This window comes from Paludibacterium denitrificans (assembly GCF_009707705.1).
In the GTDB taxonomy this organism is placed as follows: domain Bacteria; phylum Pseudomonadota; class Gammaproteobacteria; order Burkholderiales; family Chromobacteriaceae; genus Paludibacterium_A; species Paludibacterium_A denitrificans.
Genome location: NZ_WLYX01000001.1, coordinates 1,738,672 through 1,756,300 on the forward strand (window position 1 = coordinate 1,738,672; position 17,629 = coordinate 1,756,300).

The 17,629-nt window shown below is 60.3% G+C and carries 15 protein-coding genes and 5 pseudogenes; 6 read left to right on the plus strand and 14 right to left on the minus strand.

Annotation, left to right across the window (positions count from 1 at the left end; all coding sequences use genetic code 11):
- Positions 1-155: 155 nt before the first annotated feature.
- Genes GKE73_RS11480 through GKE73_RS11490 form a run of 3 tightly spaced genes read right to left on the minus strand, consistent with a single transcriptional unit; the run spans position 156 to position 2,208 of the window.
- The gene (locus tag GKE73_RS11480) at positions 156-1,031 is read right to left on the minus strand and encodes an ATP-binding protein (RefSeq protein ID WP_230370123.1); all 876 of its coding nucleotides are present in this window, start codon (positions 1,029-1,031) and stop codon (positions 156-158) included.
- Positions 1,001-1,504 (minus strand): hypothetical protein, encoded by a 504-nt coding sequence (locus GKE73_RS11485; protein ID WP_230370124.1) that lies wholly within the window; start codon positions 1,502-1,504, stop codon positions 1,001-1,003. The genes GKE73_RS11480 and GKE73_RS11485 overlap by 31 nt, the downstream gene beginning before the upstream one ends.
- Complete coding sequence (locus GKE73_RS11490) at positions 1,501-2,208, minus strand: response regulator (RefSeq protein WP_230370125.1); 708 nt, start codon at positions 2,206-2,208, stop codon at positions 1,501-1,503. The genes GKE73_RS11485 and GKE73_RS11490 overlap by 4 nt, the downstream gene beginning before the upstream one ends.
- Before the next feature lie 173 nt (positions 2,209-2,381).
- On the opposite strand from GKE73_RS11490, the pseudogene GKE73_RS11495 reads away from it, so the two are divergent.
- Both GKE73_RS11495 and GKE73_RS11500 read left to right on the plus strand, forming a co-directional pair.
- Positions 2,382-4,450 (plus strand): annotated as a pseudogene (locus GKE73_RS11495) (carbon starvation CstA family protein).
- Positions 4,443-4,631, plus strand: a complete 189-nt coding sequence (locus GKE73_RS11500; protein WP_230370126.1) for a YbdD/YjiX family protein — start codon at positions 4,443-4,445, stop codon at positions 4,629-4,631. The pseudogene GKE73_RS11495 and the gene GKE73_RS11500 overlap by 8 nt, the downstream one beginning before the upstream one ends.
- Positions 4,632-4,794: 163 nt before the next feature.
- Here GKE73_RS11500 and GKE73_RS11510 read toward each other — a convergent pair.
- From GKE73_RS11510 to GKE73_RS11520, 3 genes and pseudogenes are all read right to left on the minus strand, one after another.
- Positions 4,795-5,731 (minus strand): annotated as a pseudogene (locus GKE73_RS11510) (homoserine kinase).
- Positions 5,732-5,743: 12 nt separating this feature from the next.
- Positions 5,744-6,070, minus strand: a complete 327-nt coding sequence (locus GKE73_RS11515; protein WP_230370128.1) for a DUF2782 domain-containing protein — start codon at positions 6,068-6,070, stop codon at positions 5,744-5,746.
- A gap of 27 nt (positions 6,071-6,097) precedes the next feature.
- Positions 6,098-6,822: pseudogene (locus GKE73_RS11520) on the minus strand (LOG family protein).
- 17 nt (positions 6,823-6,839) lie between these two features.
- On the opposite strand from GKE73_RS11520, the pseudogene polA reads away from it, so the two are divergent.
- Positions 6,840-9,604 (plus strand): annotated as a pseudogene (polA, locus tag GKE73_RS11525) (DNA polymerase I).
- Between the two features lie 69 nt (positions 9,605-9,673).
- Here polA and GKE73_RS11530 read toward each other — a convergent pair.
- The 8 genes and pseudogenes from GKE73_RS11530 to arsC form a co-directional block, all read right to left on the minus strand.
- Entirely contained in the window at positions 9,674-11,209 is a 1,536-nt protein-coding gene (locus GKE73_RS11530; RefSeq protein WP_230370129.1) for a DHA2 family efflux MFS transporter permease subunit, read from the minus strand.
- Positions 11,210-11,243: 34 nt separating this feature from the next.
- A pseudogene (locus GKE73_RS11535) lies at positions 11,244-12,391 on the minus strand (HlyD family secretion protein).
- A 14-nt stretch (positions 12,392-12,405) separates the two neighbouring features.
- On the minus strand, positions 12,406-12,705 hold the full coding sequence (locus tag GKE73_RS11540; protein WP_230370130.1) for a TolC family protein: 300 nt from the start codon (positions 12,703-12,705) through the stop codon (positions 12,406-12,408).
- Positions 12,653-12,985, minus strand: a complete 333-nt coding sequence (locus GKE73_RS11545; RefSeq protein WP_230370131.1) for a TolC family protein — start codon at positions 12,983-12,985, stop codon at positions 12,653-12,655. Before GKE73_RS11545 ends, GKE73_RS11540 begins: the two co-directional genes overlap by 53 nt.
- Before the next feature lie 130 nt (positions 12,986-13,115).
- On the minus strand, positions 13,116-13,664 hold the full coding sequence (locus tag GKE73_RS11550; protein WP_230370132.1) for a TolC family protein: 549 nt from the start codon (positions 13,662-13,664) through the stop codon (positions 13,116-13,118).
- Positions 13,646-13,837, minus strand: a complete 192-nt coding sequence (locus GKE73_RS11555; RefSeq protein ID WP_230370133.1) for a hypothetical protein — start codon at positions 13,835-13,837, stop codon at positions 13,646-13,648. The genes GKE73_RS11550 and GKE73_RS11555 overlap by 19 nt, the downstream gene beginning before the upstream one ends.
- Before the next feature lie 97 nt (positions 13,838-13,934).
- Positions 13,935-14,429 (minus strand): MarR family transcriptional regulator, encoded by a 495-nt coding sequence (locus GKE73_RS11560; protein WP_230370134.1) that lies wholly within the window; start codon positions 14,427-14,429, stop codon positions 13,935-13,937.
- 116 nt (positions 14,430-14,545) lie between these two features.
- Entirely contained in the window at positions 14,546-14,896 is a 351-nt protein-coding gene (gene arsC, locus GKE73_RS11565; RefSeq protein WP_230370135.1) for an arsenate reductase (glutaredoxin), read from the minus strand.
- A gap of 174 nt (positions 14,897-15,070) precedes the next feature.
- Here arsC and GKE73_RS11570 point away from each other — a divergent pair, with 174 nt between their 5' ends.
- The 3 genes from GKE73_RS11570 (at position 15,071) to GKE73_RS11580 (ending at position 17,352) form a co-directional block, all read left to right on the plus strand.
- Positions 15,071-16,336 (plus strand): multidrug effflux MFS transporter, encoded by a 1,266-nt coding sequence (locus tag GKE73_RS11570; protein WP_230370136.1) that lies wholly within the window; start codon positions 15,071-15,073, stop codon positions 16,334-16,336.
- Between the two features lie 77 nt (positions 16,337-16,413).
- Positions 16,414-16,956, plus strand: a complete 543-nt coding sequence (locus GKE73_RS11575) for an iron transporter (RefSeq protein ID WP_230370137.1) — start codon at positions 16,414-16,416, stop codon at positions 16,954-16,956.
- Between the two features lie 81 nt (positions 16,957-17,037).
- Entirely contained in the window at positions 17,038-17,352 is a 315-nt protein-coding gene (locus GKE73_RS11580) for a cupredoxin domain-containing protein (protein WP_230370138.1), read from the plus strand.
- Positions 17,353-17,629: the final 277 nt, after the last annotated feature.

Below are 17,629 nucleotides of genomic sequence, written 5' to 3' on the forward strand. Positions count from 1 at the left end.
CGGTGCCACCCAGTGCCGTGTACCAGCAAGGCGGCAGGACGTGTGGAAGCCATAGCGTTGATTCCAATCATGAAGATGACTGGAAGTATGGGGAATGGCTTATGTACTCACTATCGTGGTCGTGTGCCGTCTGTGTGACGGCGTGTGACCAGTGTTTAATCGGCGCTTTGCGGCGGGAAGTGCACGGTGATGATGAAACGGGCACCACCCAGCGGGCTGGTTTGCACCTCGGCATGGCCGCCGTGGTGTTCCGCGATCAGGCGCACAAACGACAAGCCCAAACCATAGCCGCCGGTGCTGCGGTCGCGGCTGCGGTCCAGCCGCAGGAACGGGTCAAAAATGCGCTCGCGGTCGTCCTCCGGAATGCCCGGGCCGTCATCGTCCACACATATGGTCAGGCCATATTGCTCGGTTTGCACACTGAGGTGCACGCTGTGATTGGCGTACTTGAAGGCGTTGAGCAGCAAGTTGCGGCTGGCGATGTACAGCAGCTTGCGGTCAAACCGGCCCTGCTGGTGTGGGCAGTCCAGCGTCAGGGTCAACGGCGCGGGCTTGAGCGGCGTCACCAGATCGATCAGGTCGGCAAACCAGTCGTACAGATCCACCGTTTCCCAGTGCAACTGGAATTCACCCCGGGCCAGCTTGGTGTAGTCCATGCTGGCACTCACCAGTTGTTCCAGCTCCTGAATGTCACGCTCCATACCCTCGTGGTAGCGCTGCCACTGTTCCGGGTCGTCCTCTTCTTCCAGCATGGTCAGGCCAAAACGCAGGCGGGCAATCGGCGTGCGGATTTCGTGTGCCACCGCATGCGCCAGCGCCTGCCGGGTTTCCATCTGCCGCTCCAGACTGGAGGCCATGCTGTTGAATGCCAAGGGCAGCGGGGCAAACAGACGGCTTTTCGATAGCGGCGAGCGGGCGTGGAAGTTACCCTCGGCAAAAGCCTCGGCCGTAGTGCGTACAGCCAGCAAGTCTCGCCACAGCGGGCGCAGGTTGAAATAGATCAGCAGGCCGAGCACCGTGCCGCTGAACAATATCCATAACAGCAGGATTTCAATGTCGTCAGTGACCCAGTTGGTGTCGCTGGTCTGCTCGTCCAGCGGCCCCAGTTGCAGCAGGCGCTGATCATCGGGCAGACGGGCGTAGAGTAGCGACTCGTCGTAATCCGGTAGGTCTGCCCCTTCAGCAGGGCCACTTGTCCTTCTTGTGACAGATCATCCGGAATGCCGGGAATCAGTTTCACCGGGTAGCGAAAGGCCCGTGCTTCCTGTGCCAGAACCGCCGACCAGCTTTGGTGTGGCTGTTGTTGCAGGTTATTGCGTAACAGCGCCACCGTGCCTTCCATGAACTGGCGCCGCCGTTCGGTATCGCTGCCCTGATACAGCCGGGTAACGAAAAAGCCGAAGCCAATGATGATCACCAGCTCCACCACCATCACCACCAGAAAGTAGCGGGCAAACAGCGAGGTCAGGGTTGGCCGAAACCGGGGGCGGCGCAGCTTGCTCATTCCCAGTCGCTCTTGGAGAACAGATAACCCTTGCTGCGCACGGTCTTGATGCGGGTCGGTGCGTCCGGGTTGTCGTGGAGTTTCTTGCGCAAGCGCGAAATGCGCGCGTCGATCGAGCGGTCCAGCCCGTCAAAACCAATGCCGCGCAAGGCATTCATGATGTCGTCGCGCGACAGGATTTGCCCGGCGTGGCTCGCCAGCAGCCAGAGCAGGTCGAATTCGGCCGTGGTCAACTCCAGCGGCTCACCGGCCAGTTGCGCTTCGCGCGTGGCCTGACTGATGACAAATTGACCAAACCGCAGCGTTTGCTCATCCGTCACCGTTTCCACGCCGTCCTCACCCTGACCTCGGCGCAGCAAGGCGCGAATGCGGGCCAACAGGCGGCGCGGTTCCACCGGCTTGGCCAGATAATCATCGGCCCCCAGCTCCAGCCCCAGAATCTCGTCCACATCCTCGTCACGCGCCGTCATGATCAGAATCCGGCCGGTGTAATGCGGGCGCAACTCGCGGCAGACATCAAAGCCTTCCTTGCCGGGCAGCATGATATCCAGCACCACCAGGTCGGGTTGTTGTTCCGGGATAAACGCTGTTGCGCTGTCGCCACGCCCATGCAGCGTCACACGGTAGCCATGTTTGGCCAGATAGGCCGCCGTCAGTTCAGCCAGCCGGTTGTCGTCTTCAACGATCAGGATATGCGGAGCCATGCATTACCGCCTCGAAATAGTGTTGGCCTAATGTTACCACCTGCATAAAACACACGGTTTGGCTTGTGTTTCTCCGGTGATACCGGGAAAATCGCGACCATAATTATATTCTGCCGGTTATTGCAACAGCGAGGGCTGTTATACGTCGTTAAAAAAGAACGGGACTTGAACACATGCAACGCTTAAAAGAGTGGGCGATCTGGCTGACAGTCGCCACGGCGGGGGCCGCGGCTTTTGCCGTGGTGGCCCTGAATCGAGGAGAGTCGGTCAACGCCATCTGGCTGGTGGTCGCCGCCGTATCGGTGTATTCCATTGCCTACCGCTTCTATAGCCGTTTCATTGCCAACACGGTGATGGAGCTGGATCCCCGCCGGATGACCCCGGCGGAAAAACAGAACGATGGTCTCGATTACGTTCCCACCCACAAATGGGTACTGTTTGGTCACCATTTTGCAGCCATTGCTTAGGCGCCGGGCCGCTGGTCGGGCCGGTTCTGGCGGCACAAATGGGCTATCTGCCGGGCACGTTGTGGATTCTGGTCGGCGTGATGCTGGCCGGTGCGGTACAGGATTTCATGATCCTGTTCCTGTCCATGCGCCGCGACGGCAAATCGCTGGGTGAAATCATCCGCATGGAAATGGGCCCGATCCCCGGCGTCATTGCTTCCATCGGCATCATCATGATCATGGTGATTCTGCTGGCTGTGCTGGCGCTGGTAGTGGTCAAGGCGCTGGCCGACAGCCCGTGGGGCACGTTTACCATTGCCGCAACCATTCCTATCGCCCTGTTCATGGGTATTTACAGCCGCTACATCCGCCCGGGCAAGATCGGGGAAATCTCGGTACTTGGCTTTGTGCTGCTGATGCTGGCGATTGTCTATGGTGGTGATGTGGCCAAGAGCGAAGTGCTGGCCCCGCTGTTTACCCTGAAGGGCACCACGCTGGCCCTGGACGCTGATCGGCTACGGCTTCATCGCCTCGGTTCTGCCGGTATGGCTGCTGCTGGCCCCGCGCGATTATCTGTCCACCTTCCTGAAAGTGGGCACCATTTTCGGCTTGGCGGTGGGTATCGTCATCGTGGCGCCGCAACTGCACATGCCTGCACTGACCCGCTTTATTGACGGCAGCGGCCCGGTCTTTGCCGGTAACCTGTTCCCGTTCCTGTTCATCACCATCGCTTGTGGTTCCGTTTCCGGTTTCCACGCGCTGGTGTCTTCCGGTACCACGCCGAAGATGATCGAGAACGAAAGCCGGGCCCGCCTGATCGGCTACGGCGCCATGCTGATGGAAAGCTTTGTTGCCATCATGGCGCTGATTGCCGCCTGCGTGCTGGACCCGGGCATCTACTTTGCCATGAACAGCCCGGCTGCCGTGATCGGCAAAACCGCGGAACACGCTTCGCAAGTGATTTCTGCCGGGGCTTTGTGGTGACGCCGGACATGCTGACCCAGATGGCTGCCGATGTCGGCGAGAAAACCATTCTGTCGCGCGCCGGTGGTGCTCCGACGCTGGCCGTGGGCATGGCGCACATCCTGTCCAATGTGATTGGCGGTAAGACCCTGATGGCGTTCTGGTATCACTTTGCCATCCTGTTTGAAGCGCTGTTCATCCTGACCACCATCGATGCCGGTACCCGTGTGCTGCGTTTCATGATTCAGGATTTGCTGGGCATGTTCATCAAGCCGCTGGCTGACACCGAATCCTGGGCGGCCAACCTGATCGCTACCGGTCTGGCCGTGCTGTCGTGGGGCTACTTCCTGTATCAGGGCGTGGTCGATCCGCTGGGTGGTATCAATACCCTGTGGCCGCTGTTCGGTATTGCTAACCAGATGCTGGCAGCGATTGCGCTGATTCTCGCCTCGGTGGTACTGATCAAGATGCAGAAGGTCCGCTACCTGTGGGTAACGGCCGTACCGACCGTATGGCTGCTGATCGTGACGCTGGTGGGTGGCTGGCAGAAGCTGTTCTACCCCAATCCGAAGATCAGTTTCCTGGCGCACGCCAACAAGTTCTCGGCGGCGGCGGCGGATGGCAAGGTACTGGCCCCGGCCAAGAGCTTGGTACAGATGCAGCAGATCGTGTTCAACGATTATGTCGATGCCACGCTGACCGGCTTGTTCATGGTGGTTGTACTGGCTATGCTGGTATTCTCGGTAGGCGTGGTGCGTAAAGCACTGGCCGTGCGCTGGGTCACCACCAAGGAAAGCCCGGCAGTATTCCGCGAGGAAGGCTCCAATGCGTAAATTCTGGCAACGGCTGGTCGAAACCACGCGTCTGATGGTGGGTGTGAAGGATTACGACACTTATGTGGCCCGCCGTCGCCGTTTCAACCCTGAGGCGAAGGTCATGACGAAAGAAGAATTCTTTCGCTACTGCCAAACGGCCCGTTACAGCGGCAAGAGTGCCAATCGCTGTCCGTGCTGATTTGCTAAGGGATTGATACACAAGCCGTCCGGTTGTACCGGGCGGCTTTTTTGTTGCTGCCTTGTGCCAGTAGGAAAGCACCGTGGTTCACGCTAGCAGCATAAACCAACGGCCACGTCCTCGCGGAAGTGGCCGTTGTCACGGGGCAGGGATGGAGGCGGGATTACAACCAGAAATCCGTGCGCACGCGGTGATCTTCCACCAGTTTCTGGAACACCTTCGGGTCCTTGGTGAAGGTGAGTTCGCCGTCCATCGGCTTGTACTTGTCCAGCAGCCGTGAGGTCCAGAAGCGCACCCCGGCGGCCCGCAGCATGACCGGCCATTCCTGCTGTTCCATATCGCTCAACGGCCGCACGGACTGGTAGCCTGCCAGCAAGGCACGGGCGCGCTCGCCATCAATCTCGCCAGCGTGCGGGCCCAGTCGTTGACGGCAATCGCGACGTCGTACAGCAGAATGTCGTTGCAGGCGTAATAGAAGTCGATGAAACCGGCGATATTGTCGCCATCGAGCAGCACATTGTCTTTGAACAGGTCGGCGTGGATGACGCCGCTGGGTAGGTGATCAAAGCGGTGGCGGTCCTGAAAGTGGATTTCTTCACGCAGGCTGGCCGCATCGGCCGGGTCCATGAAGGCATACACTTCGCTGGCTGTCAGGCTCCACCAGCGCGGCCCGCGCGGGTTGCGCATCTTGAGCGGGAAGGTGGTGCCTGAGCCTTGTGCATCTGGGCCAGCATTTCGCCCACCGCCCGGCACTGGGCGACGTTGGCATCGTCGACGTCGCGGCCCTTCAGGCAACTGACCAGACACGCCGGTTTGCCGCACAAGAGTGAGGCAAAGTTGTCGGTGTAGTCGGCAATCGGTGCCGGACAGGCCACGCCATGCCGTACCAGATGGCTCATCAGCTTCAGGTAGTAGGGCAGCTCGTCCAGTTTGAGGGTTTCAAACACCGTCAGCACATAGCGGCCATGCGTGGTGGTGACAAAGTAATTGGTGTTGGTGACGCCAGCGGCAATGCCTTTGAGTTCGACCAGTTCGCCCAGCGAATAACGCGTGAGCCACTGTTGCATCTCGCTTTCCGTCACGGTGGTGTAAACCGACATGTCGCCCCCGATTTAGAAGCGGAACAGCACCCAGCGCGGAATCACTACGCGCTGTGCCGGATCGATCTGCTTCATGTTGCCCGAACCGTCATCGTCGATCAGGTAGTAGGGAATGCCGTGCGACGGGGTCACTTTCATCATGTAGAGGTGACCATTGAGGCGGTATTCCTCGATCTTGTCGCTGCCTTTCTGGATGATGCGCACTTCCGGCTCGGCCGTGGCGGCGTTGTCCGGCGTGATGGTCGGTGGCGGCGGCACCACGGCTTTGGCCGGGGCAGCGGTATCGGCCCGTGCATAACCCGGGGGCAGTAAGGCGAGTATGGCGATCAGGCGGCGCATGGCGTTTTCCTTGAAGGCTAGAGTAGGTTACAGGTTCAGCAGTTGTTCGCGCTCTTCCGGCAGCGCCTCGAAACCGCGAGTTTCGTAGTGTTTGAAGATGGTTTCCACGATCTGGTCCGGATCATCAATCAGTTGCACCAGGTCCGGGTCGGCGGCATTGATCATGCCCTCACTGACCAGCCGGTCTTTGATCCAGTCCAGCAATCCGTGCCAGAAGTCGCTGCAGCACAGGATGATGGGAATGCGCTCTTGCCGGTCTGGATCAGCGTCAGTGCTTCGAACATTTCGTCCAGCGTGCCGAAGCCGCCGGGCATTACCACATAAGCGATGGCGTGTTTGACGAACATCACCTTGCGGCTGAAAAAATGGTTGAACTTGACGGACAAGTCCTGGTATTCGTTGGGCTTCTGTTCGTGCGGCAGTACGATATTCAACGCCACCGACGGGCTTCTGCCGTAAAATGCGCCTTTGTTGGCGGCCTCCATGATACCCGGACCGCCGCCGGAAATAACCGAAAACCCCGAATCCGACAACAAACGGGCGACTTCTTCGGTCAGCTTGTAGTACTTGTGGTCACGCGGTGTGCGTGCACTACCAAAAATGCTGACGGCAGGGACGATGCCTTGCAGTTCTTCGGCCGACTCGACAAACTCCGACAGAATCTTCAACACGTGCCACGCCTCGCGCGAGCGGAAGCTCTGCATCATGGCGTAATTGTCACTGGTCTGCGGCAACTTATCGGACAAGCTCATAGATTTTTCTCGCCTTTATGAAAACATTGTTATTGATTGACGGCTCTTCTTATTTGTACCGCGCGTTTCACGCCATGCCCGATTTGCGCTCTCCCGATGGTCAGCCAACCGGTGCGATCTATGGCATGGTCAACATGCTGCGTCGGCTGGAGAAGGAAGTGCAGTTCGATTATAGCGCCTGCATATTCGACGCTAAAGGCAAGACCTTCCGTGACGAGCTGTATCCGGACTACAAGGCTCAGCGTCCGCCGATGCCGGAGGAGCTGGCCGCACAGATTACGGCGGTGCACGAGGTGGTGCAAGCGTCCGGTTGGCCGATGCTGGTGGTGGACGGTGTGGAGGCCGACGATGTGATCGGCACGCTGGCGCGTCAGGCCGAGGCGGCGGGGATGAACGTCATCATTTCCACCGGCGACAAGGACATTGCCCAGCTGGTGTCGCCAGCGGTGACGCTGGTCAACACCATGACCAATGAAACCCCGGACGAAGCCGGTGTGCTGGAGAAATTCGGCGTGCCGCCAGCGCTGATCATCGACTACCTGACGCTGATTGGCGACAAGGTGGACAACGTGCCCGGCGTGGAGAAATGCGGGCCGAAAACCGCGCTGAAATGGTTGCAGCAGTATGGCGATCTGGCCGGGGTGATGGCAGCGGCTGGCGAGATTGGCGGCAAGGTGGGCGAAAACCTGCGCAGCGCCTTGGACTGGCTGCCCAAGGGGCGGGAGCTGATTACCATCAAGTGCGATGTCGACCTGCATGCGGATCTGCCGCGCGGGCTGGATGGCCTGTTGCACGGCAGCAAGGACAAACCGCGCCTGGCCGGATTGTTTCATGCCTTCGGCTTTCGCACCTTCTACCGCGAAGTGACCGAAGGGTTGGCCGAAACCCCTGTCGTTGCCACGCCGGTAGCGGAGGTGGCCGTGGGCGATACGGCCGATATGTTTGGCAGTGCGCCAGAGGCCAGCGCGCCGCTGGAGCGCCACTATCAGACCATTCTGACCGATGAGCAACTGACGCACTGGCTGGAAAAATTGTCCGGCGCCAAGGTAGTGTCGGTGGATACCGAAACCACCAGTCTCGACCCGATGCTGGCGCAGATTGTTGGCCTGAGTTTTGCGGTGCAGGCTGGCGAAGCGGCGTACCTGCCCTTGGCACACCTGTACGCCGGCGTGCCCACGCAGCTGCCGCGTGAGGCGGTGCTGGCACGCTTGAAACCGTGGCTGGAAGACGCCCGCCACGCCAAGCTGGGACAGAACCTCAAGTACGATCGCCACGTGCTGGCCAATCACGGCATCACCCTGCGCGGGGTGGCAGACGATACCATGCTGGCCTCGTACGTGATTGAAAGCCACGAGCGCCACAATATGGATGATCTGGCGCGCCGCCATCTGGGTGAAACCACCGTTACCTATGAGGAAGTTTGCGGCAAGGGCGCCAAGCAGATCGGTTTTGCCGAAGTGGATATCGACATTGCCACGCGCTACGCCGCCGAGGATGCCGACATCACCCTGCGGCTGAACGATGCCTTGGCGCCGCAGCTGGTGGGCGCGTTGCAGCAGGTATACCGCGACATTGAGCTGCCGGTGGCCGAAGTGTTGTTCCGCATGGAGCGCAACGGCGTACTGATCGACCGGCAAAGGTTGGCCGAACAAAGCCACCAGCTGGGGACGGAAATGCTGCAACTGGAACAGCAGGTGCACGCGCTGGCCGGTCAGCCGTTTAACCTCAACTCACCCAAACAGCTACAGGAAATCCTGTTCGGCAAGCTGGGTATCCCGACCAAGGGCGTGCGCAAGACGGCATCCGGCGGCTACTCCACCGATGAATCAGTGCTGGAAATGCTGGCGCTGGATCACCCGCTGCCCAAGCTGATTTTGCAATACCGCGGTCTGGCCAAGCTCAAGTCCACTTATACCGACAAGCTGCCGACGCTGATCAATCCAGCCACCGGGCGGGTGCATACCAATTACTCGCAGGCGGTTGCCATTACCGGGCGTCTGGCCAGCTCCGATCCCAATTTGCAGAACATTCCGGTGCGTACCGCCGAAGGCCGCCGCGTGCGCGAGGCGTTTATTGCCGAACCGGGCAACGTCATCGTGTCGGCCGACTATTCGCAAATCGAGCTGCGTATCATGGCGCATTTGTCCGGCGATGCCTAAGCATGCTCAAGGCTTTTGCCAGTGGCGAGGACATCCACCGCGCCACGGCGGCCGAGGTGTTTGGCGTGGGGCTGGCCGATGTCAGCAGCGAACAGCGCCGCGCGTCCAAGGCGATCAACTTTGGCCTGATTTACGGCATGAGCGCCTTTGGTCTGGCGGCCCAGCTGGGCATCGAACGCACGGCGGCGCAGCAGTATATCGACCGCTATTTCATGCGCTATCCGGGCGTGGCCGAGTACATGCAAACCACCCGCGAACGGGCGCGTGAACAGGGCTACGTGGAAACCGTGTTCGGCCGTCGGCTGTATCTGCCGGAGATTCGCGCCAGCAACCCGGCGCGCCGGGCGGGCGCCGAGCGGGCAGCGATCAACGCGCCGATGCAGGGCACGGCAGCCGATCTGATCAAGCTGGCGATGATCGCCGTGCAAGGCTGGCTGGACGAGAGCCAGCTGGCCAGCCGCATGATCATGCAGGTGCACGATGAACTGGTGCTGGAGGTTCCGCAGGCGGAACTGGCTTTGGTGAAGAAGAAACTGCCGCAACTGATGGCCGGGGTGGCCGCGCTGCGCGTGCCATTGTTGGCCGAAGTGGGCGCGGGCGAAAGCTGGGAGGCGGCGCACTAGCCTTTCGGCCAACCTGTCAGATAAAAAAACCGCCGGGCAGATCCGGCGGTTTTTTACTGTGCGGCGTGGTTAATGCGCGCCGTCGCCACCGGCACCCGCTGGGCGGAACGGCGGGCGGGCAAACCAGACCAGCGCAATCAGCAGTACAAACAGGATGCCGGAGCCCCAGAAGATTTCGTTGGAGCCGAGCAGATAGCCCTGCCGGGTAATTTCCTGCGCGGTCAGTGCGCTTTGCTGTGAGGTGCTCAGGCCGAGGGCATCCAGCGTGCGGAACCACAACAAGGTGGCCTGATCGTAGCTGCTGATGTGTTCTGTCAGGCGCACATGGTGCACCGCCTCGCGCCGGTCCCACAGTGTGGTGGCCACCGAGGCGCCGATACTGCTTACCAGAATCCGCAAAAAGTTGGACAGGCTGGAGGCACTGGCGATCTGGTCCGGACGGATGCCCGCCAGGCTGATGGTGGTCAGCGGCATGAAGAAGCAGGCAATGCCGATGCCCTGTACGATCTGCGGCATCACCACGTAGACAAAGTCCATGTTGGGGGCAAAGGTGCTGCGCCAGAAGAAGCACAGTGCGAACACGGTAAAGCTGATGGTCACCAGCCAGCGCATGTCCAGCCGGTGCGCATTCTTGCCGATGATCGGCGACAGGATCACCGGCAGAATGCCGATCGGCGCGGCGGCCAGCCCGGCCCAAGTGGCGGTGTAGCCCATCTGCGTTTGCAGCACCAGCGGCAACAGCACGATGGTGCCGAAATACAGCATGAAGCCGATGCTGATAGCCACCACCCCGACGGTAAAGTTGCGGAAGCGGAACAATGACAGATCGACGATCGGGTGTTTCTCGCCCAGCTCCCAGATCACCAGATAGGTCAGCGACAGCGCCGCCACCACCGCCAGAATGATCACCTCGCTGGAGTTGAACCAGTCCAGTTCCTTGCCACGATCCAGCACCATTTGCAGCGCACCCACGCCGACGATCAGCAACAACAACCCCAGCTTGTCGATCGGCAATTGCAGGATGTTGGTTTCACGTGCCTTCAGTTCGCGCCAGGCCACGCCTGCGGCCAGCAAGCCCACCGGCACGTTGATGAAGAAGATCCAGCCCCAGTGCCAGTTATCGCTGATCACCCCGCCCAGAATCGGGCCGAAGATCGGCGCGACAATCACCGTCATCGACCATAGCGCCAGCGCCATGCCTTTCTTTTCCACCGGATAACAGGCTAGCAGCAGGCTTTGCGAGAGCGGAATCATCGGCCCGGCGACGGCGCCTTGCAGCACGCGAAAACCGATCAGCATTTCCAGACTGCTGGACATGCCGCACAGCCAGGAAGTGAGCACAAACAGCAAGGTCGAACTGACAAACAGCTTGACCTCGCCCACGCGCTTGGCCAACCAGCCGGTCAGCGGCACGGCAATGGCGTTGGCCACCCCGAACGAGGTGATCACCCAGGTGCCCTGACTGGTGGCAGCACCCAGGTTGCCGGAAATGGTGGGCAGCGCCACGTTGGCGATGGTGGTATCCAGCACCTGCATGAATACCGACATCGACAGCGCCAGCGTCACCCACACCAGACGCGAGCCGGAGAGGGGCGGATGGTTCATCAACGCGCTTCCTTAATCGAGGCTATGACAGCGCTTACTTGGCGTTGGCCGCCAGCAACTGGTTGACCAGCGCATCGGCTTCGGTCAGGTCCGGCGTTAGCGCGCGGGTTTCCTGTACCGGTGCCTGACGCGGACTTTCGGCCAACGTCGGGCCATCCTGCTTGGAAATATCGACCGTGGCTTCCACCGACAGGCCGACGCGCAGCGGATGTTGTTTCAGCTCCTTGGCATCCAGGCTGATACGCACCGGTACGCGCTGTACCACCTTGATCCAGTTACCGGTGGCATTCTGTGCTTAAGCAACAGCGAGAAGGCGCTACCGGTCCCGGCCGACAGGCCCAGCACCTTGCCGTGGTAAATCACCTTGCTGCCGTAGAGGTCGGATTTCAGTTCCACCGGCTGGCCGATGCGGATATTGGAAAGCTGCACTTCCTTGAAGTTGGCGTCGATCCACAGGTTTTGCAGCGGAATGACCGCCATCAGCGGGCTGCCAACGGCAATGCGCTGCCCTACCTGCACATTGCGGCGGGCAACGTAACCGGCCAGCGGCGATTTCACCTCGGTGCGCTTCAGCGCGAGCCAAGCGTCTTTCAGCCGGGTGGCGGCGCGTTGCACATTGGGGTGGTGTGCCAGCGTATCCTGCCCCACCAGCGCTGCCGTGGCTTTTTGTTGTTCCTTGGCGGCATCCAGTGCTGCCTTGGCAGTGGCCACCGCGTCGCGGGCGTGGCCCAGTTCTTCGGCCGACATCGCTTCGCTGCCTGCCAGTTGTTCGCGGCGTTTCAGGTCAGCCTGCGCGCGCGTCAATTCGGCATCGCGCTGGGCAGTGAGCGCCGCCAGTTGCTGGGTGTTGGTCATCAGCTGGCGCGTTTCACGCACGGCCTGAATGAAATCATTGCGCGCGCGGTCAAAGGCCAGCTTGGCATCGTTGGCGTCGAGCGCCACCAGCGTTTGCCCGGCTTCCACGCGGTCGGTATCGTCGCTGCCAACCTTCACTACCGTACCGGCCACTTCCGGCGTGATCTGCACCATGTGGCCGGAAACATACGCGTCGTCCGTGCTTTCCTGATGGCTCAGGACCAGTGCCCAGTAGGCGCCATAACCGATGGCCGCCGCAGCAAATACCGAAGAAGCCAATACCAGATTACGTTTGCGGCGTTTTGCCGTTTCGAGTTCTTTATCCATGATGTGTGGTGTTCTCAGCGTGCGGGTGGGGCAGGATGACGGGCGGCAAAACTACCGCCCAAGGCGGTATGCAGGGCAACCCAGGACAAACGCTGGGCCGCTTCCGCATCCAGCCGGGCCGACTGTTGCATTAATTGGGTTTCTTGGGCGTCGAGCAGCGACAGCTTGTTCACCAGCCCGGCGCGCAGGCGTGCCATGGCCGCTTCGGTGGCCTTGCTGGCGCTGTGTTCCGCCTGCCGTACCGATGTCAGCTGTTGCTGGCTACCTTGCCAGTTGGACAAGGCATCGGCGGCCGAGCGCAACGCTTCCAGCACGGTCTGGTTGTAGCTTAGCCACCGCTTCATCGTAGCCAGCCTTCTCGCGCGCCAGATTGGCGCGCAGGGCGCCGGAGTGGAAGATCGGCAGCGACACCGCCGGTGTCACGCCCACGATCTTGGCGCCACGATCAAACAGATTGCTGGTTTCCAGTGCTGAGAGGCCAATGAACGAACTCAGGCTTACGTTGGGATAGAACGCCGCCTTGGCCGCCTTGACCGATTCGCTTAACGATTCCACGCGTGCCCGTTGCGCGGCAATGTCCGGACGGCGGCCCAAGAGGTCGGCGGTCAGCTCGTTTTGCGGCAGCGCCGGTGCCTACGTCAGTGGCGCCGCATTCAGCTGCTTCAGTGCATCCGGGGCCTGCGCGGTGAGTGCCGCCAGCGCATGGCGGGCATTTTCGCTGTCGTCATGCAACAGGCTGGCTTGCTGTTGCAAGCGATTGATCAGGATCTCGTTCTGGCGCAGGGTGTCGCCCGACAGCAGTCCGGCGTTTACCCGCGCCTTGAGCAGCGCCTGCCGGGTTTCGGCCAACCTTAACCGCTGGTTGAGCAAGCGTGCCTGTGCCCTGGCTGTGTTGCAGCCCGGTGTATTGGGCAATGACCGCTTGCGTCAGCACCAGCCGGGTTTGTTCGCCTTCGTATGCCACGGCGCGCTGGTTGCCCAGCGCGGCCGCCACTTCCGCACGGTTTTTGCCCCAGAAGTCGATTTCCCAATTGGCATTGAGCGACAAGGTGTACAGGTTCTGGTAGGAGCCAGCCAGCGGGGGCGGCAGTATTCCGTACAGCGAGTAACGTTCACGACTGCGGCTGGCATTGGCGTCCACTTGCGGGCCGAGCGTGCTTTCGTTCAGGCCGACGATGCTGCGCGCCTGACGCAAGCGGCTGTCGGCCATTTTCATACTGGGAGAGTTGGCCAGCGCCTGCTCTACCAGCTGATTCAGCGTCGGATCCTGCAACGGTTGCCACCAGTTGTCCTGAATGGCCTAAGCATGCTGGCCTGACTCAGTTGCAGTTGTTTGGCATCCAGCGGTTTGGCGGGTGGGGTGTCCTGCCCGAAACTGGCACAACCGCCCAGCATGGCGGTCAGCACCAGTACGCTGGTGGAGCGTGGCCAATGGGATTTGTTCACCGTATTGATCTCCATGGACCCATCTGGTTTATTTGATGGTGTGATAGTCACTAACGTTATTATTTGGGTAATAAAAAACCGGGGCGGGTGCAGCAGCTCATCCGCCCAATCGGGCCAGCAGCTTGCGCATCAGCCCTTCCAGCTGTTGTTGTTCTTCCAGACTGAAATCTGCCCACAGCTTGCGGTGGTTGTCGCGCGCCAGCGGGAGTTGGCTTTCGACAAACTGCACGCCTTCCGGGGTCAGTTCCAGCAAAATCTTGCGCCGGTCTTCGGCACTGGGAATACGCGCGGCCCAGCCGTTTTTGACCAGTTCATCGGCAATACGGGTGGCATTGGTGCGCGAGGAATCCAGCGTGTCGCTGATGTCCGAGGGGTAAAGCGATTGCTTGGGGCAGGCATACATGGCCAACAGTGCCATCCACACCGTTTCGTTCAGTCCGTGTGCCTTCAGGCTTTCGTTCAGGTAGCCGGTCAGTCGCGGCATGATGTGGTAGTACAACCGGGTCAGGATGACTTCCTGACGCGGCACGCCGGGAAAGCGGCTTTCTACCCGTTCAATGGCCTGTTCCAGCTGATGGAAAGATTTGTTCATACGGGTATTTTAATAACTTACGTTACTATTTTGCAAGTTATTATTTTGACAGGAAGCAATTGTGCACGCAGAATGGCGGCCCCACTACGCTCTTGGTCAGGTGGGGCCGCGCTGCCTCAGGATTCCAGCAAGGCCAGTACGCGTTCTGGCGGGCGGCCGATTACGGCGTGTTCGCCAGCCACGGCAATCGGCCGCTCCAGCAGCCGCGGATTATCGGCCAGCGCGCGGATCAGTTGCTCCGGCGTGAGCGTGATGTCATCCAGATCCGGGGCGCTGTATTCCTCTTCCTTGCGCCGCATTAATTGGCGCGGTTCCAGTTCCAGCAGCTGTAGCAGCCGGGTAAGTTCTTCCACTCCGGGCGGGGTTTTCAGGTAGTCGATCACTTCTACCTCGGCGCTGGCATTTTCCAGCAGGCTGAGGGCCTCGCGCGATTTGGAACAGCGCGGATTGTGATATAGGCGAATCATGATGTGCTCCGTCGGATGGGGGGCGGATTTTGCTGGGAAAACCATTGTAGCGGCAAGCCCCGGCTTGCTATAACGCCACAGGAGACAGCCCAACTTGCTGGGGGTTGTCATCCGGAAATTGCCGGTCCCCGCTGTGCGGCGACTGGCGTGTGTTCATCTGTTTAGTAGAGTTTCATGCCGCATTCAAGTCGCCGTCATTTTGGTCTGGCCCTGTTGTTGGCCGCGCTGTCCACGCTGGGGCCGTTTTCCATCGACACCTTTTTGCCTGCCATGCAGGCGATCGGCCTCACTTTGGCCGCCACGCCGTTGCAAATGCAGCAGGCGCTGACGGTTTACCTGTTCTGTTATGCGCTGATGATGCTGTGGCACGGCTCGATTTCCGACGCCATCGGCCGCCGTCCGGTGGTACTGGTGACCACGCTGCTGTTCAGTCTGGCGTCGCTCGGCTGTGCCTTGTCCAACTCGCTGGCGAGCCTGCTGTTGTTCCGCGCGCTGCAAGGCTTGTGTGGCGGCGCGGGCTTGGTGGTGGGGCGCGCCATCATCCGCGACAAGCTGGACGGGCACGAGGCGCAGCGCCTGATGTCGCATGTCACCATGCTGTTTTCGCTGTCGCCAGCCATTGCGCCGGTGATTGGCGGCTGGTTGTTTGGTCGGCTCGGCTGGCATTCCATTTTCTTTTTCATGGCGCTGGTCGGGCTGCTGCTGTTTGTCATGAGCTGGTTTGCGCTGGCGGAAACCCATCACGCCTCACGGCGCCAGCCGCTCAAGGTGCGTTATCTGTTGGCCAACTATCTGCAGGTTGGCCGAAAGCGCGAATTCCAGCTGTTGACCGCGGCGGTGTCGTGCAATTTTGCCGGTTTCTTCTTGTATATCCCGGCTGCGCCGGTGTTTCTGATTCAGCATTTGCACCTGCGGCCAGATCAGTTCTTGTGGATGTTTGGTCCAGCGGTGTCCGGCATCATGTTTGGCGCGTTTCTGTCGGGCCGCATGGCCGGGCGGCGCAGTTCGCGCGAGATCGTCAATATCGGTTATGCGCTGATGTTCACGGCGGCCACCGTCAATCTGCTCTACAACCTGACGGCCGGTGCGAGCATGCCGTGGGCGGTATTGCCGCTGGCCTGTTACACCACCGGCATGTCGCTGGTGGCGCCGTCGATCACGCTGAACCTGATGGACCAGTTTCCCTCGCTGCGCGGCACCGTGTCGTCGTTGCAGGGCTTTTTGCAGACCATGATGTCCAGCCTGGTGGCCGGGGTGGTGTCGCCTCTGGTGTGGGGCAGCCCGTTGACGCTGGCGCTGACCATGGCGCTGTTTTTGCTGGCCGGTTTTGTTTTTCGCACGCGCTATCGGCAGTTGGTGGCGCGGGCGCCTAGCGTCGTAGTTCACGGCAAGTTGAGCCCGCCTTGGCGGGCTTTTATTTTTATTGCAAAAGAGAATTAATCTCAGTAAGATTCTCGTTATTGATTGAGAACCCCGCTATTTCCTTGTTTGCTTGCCTTCTCCGGAAAGGAAAACCGATGTCTTGCTTTGCTTCCAAACTGGTCGTTGCCGCGCTGGCCCTGTCGGCGTCCACGGTGTTTGCCAAGGAGTACCCGATTGGCAAACCGGTCATCAAAAATGGCATGGAAGTCGGTGCTGTTTACCTGCAGCCGACCAAGATGGACCCGGAAGGGATGATGCGTAAGGCGGAGCAGTCGGATATCCATCTGGAAGCCGACATTCACGCCGTCAAGAACAACCCCAACGGGTTTGAGGAAGGCGCCCGGCTGCCGTATCTGGTGGTGAAGTACGCCATTACCAAAGTAGGCGGTCATGGGGTGATTCAGGGCGACATGATGGCGATGGTGGCCAACGATGGCCCGCACTACGGCGACAACGTGAAGTTGCAGGGGCCGGGCAAGTACAAGATGAAACTGACCGTGTTGCCGCCTTCGGCCAACCCGCATGCGCATTTTGGCCGCCATGTGGACAAGGAAACCGGTGTCGGCCCGTGGTTCAAGCCGTTTGAGCTGAACTATGACTTTACCTATGCCGGTATCGGCAAAAAGGGCGGTTACTAAGCGTCGTGTACGACGGTTATTGCTAATGCCGAAAACAGCGCCGGATGGCCGGTGCTGTTGGCCACCTGATAGGAGAGTGCCATGAAAACCTGGACGTTTTTACTTGCCACGCTGTTGTCCTGTTCTGCCACGGCGGCCGACGACATGCCCACGTTCCGTCTGGACATGAAGGACGGCAAGCTCACGCTTACGCGCATCACGGTGCCAGCCTTAAAAGAAGTTTCGCCCGGAGGTGGTGAACTCCGGCCGAACGCTTCAACCGAGTTTGAGAGCACCCCGTTGCGCAAGGAAAAGGTGTTGGGGCCGGGCGCGCAGTCGGCGCTGGTGTTTCAGCCGCTGAGTGCGGGCGAGTACAAGTTTTTTGACGAGTTTCATCAGGTCACCGGCCGGGCGTGATTGTCGCCAAGTAACCGGCAGGTGTGACAGGTAAGCCGTTTAGGGAGGTAAGAAAGCCGCATGGGACAGATTCTTTTCATCGTCTGGCGTGAGAGCGTGGAAGCCTTGTTGGTGGTGGGCATTCTGCATGCCCGGATGAACCAGAACGAGGAGGGCGCGGCCGGTAAACGCTATTTGTGGGGCGGCGTGGCGCTGGGGCTGGTGCTGGCCACGGTACTGGCGGTGGGCTTGTTTGCCGCCGGCAGCCCTGTTTGCCGGGGCGCAGGATGTGTTCCAG

Coding starts and splice junctions, on each gene's coding strand:
- GKE73_RS11485 (WP_230370124.1), bottom strand. CDS start 1,504: ATGAGCAAGCTGCGCCGCCCCCGGTTTCGGCCAACCCTGACCTCGCTG.
- GKE73_RS11490 (WP_230370125.1), bottom strand. CDS start 2,208: ATGGCTCCGCATATCCTGATCGTTGAAGACGACAACCGGCTGGCTGAA.
- GKE73_RS11500 (WP_230370126.1), top strand. CDS start 4,443: ATGCGTAAATTCTGGCAACGGCTGGTCGAAACCACGCGTCTGATGGTG.
- GKE73_RS11515 (WP_230370128.1), bottom strand. CDS start 6,070: ATGCGCCGCCTGATCGCCATACTCGCCTTACTGCCCCCGGGTTATGCA.
- GKE73_RS11530 (WP_230370129.1), bottom strand. CDS start 11,209: ATGAACCATCCGCCCCTCTCCGGCTCGCGTCTGGTGTGGGTGACGCTG.
- GKE73_RS11560 (WP_230370134.1), bottom strand. CDS start 14,429: ATGAACAAATCTTTCCATCAGCTGGAACAGGCCATTGAACGGGTAGAA.
- arsC (WP_230370135.1), bottom strand. CDS start 14,896: ATGATTCGCCTATATCACAATCCGCGCTGTTCCAAATCGCGCGAGGCC.
- GKE73_RS11570 (WP_230370136.1), top strand. CDS start 15,071: ATGCCGCATTCAAGTCGCCGTCATTTTGGTCTGGCCCTGTTGTTGGCC.
- GKE73_RS11575 (WP_230370137.1), top strand. CDS start 16,414: ATGTCTTGCTTTGCTTCCAAACTGGTCGTTGCCGCGCTGGCCCTGTCG.
- GKE73_RS11580 (WP_230370138.1), top strand. CDS start 17,038: ATGAAAACCTGGACGTTTTTACTTGCCACGCTGTTGTCCTGTTCTGCC.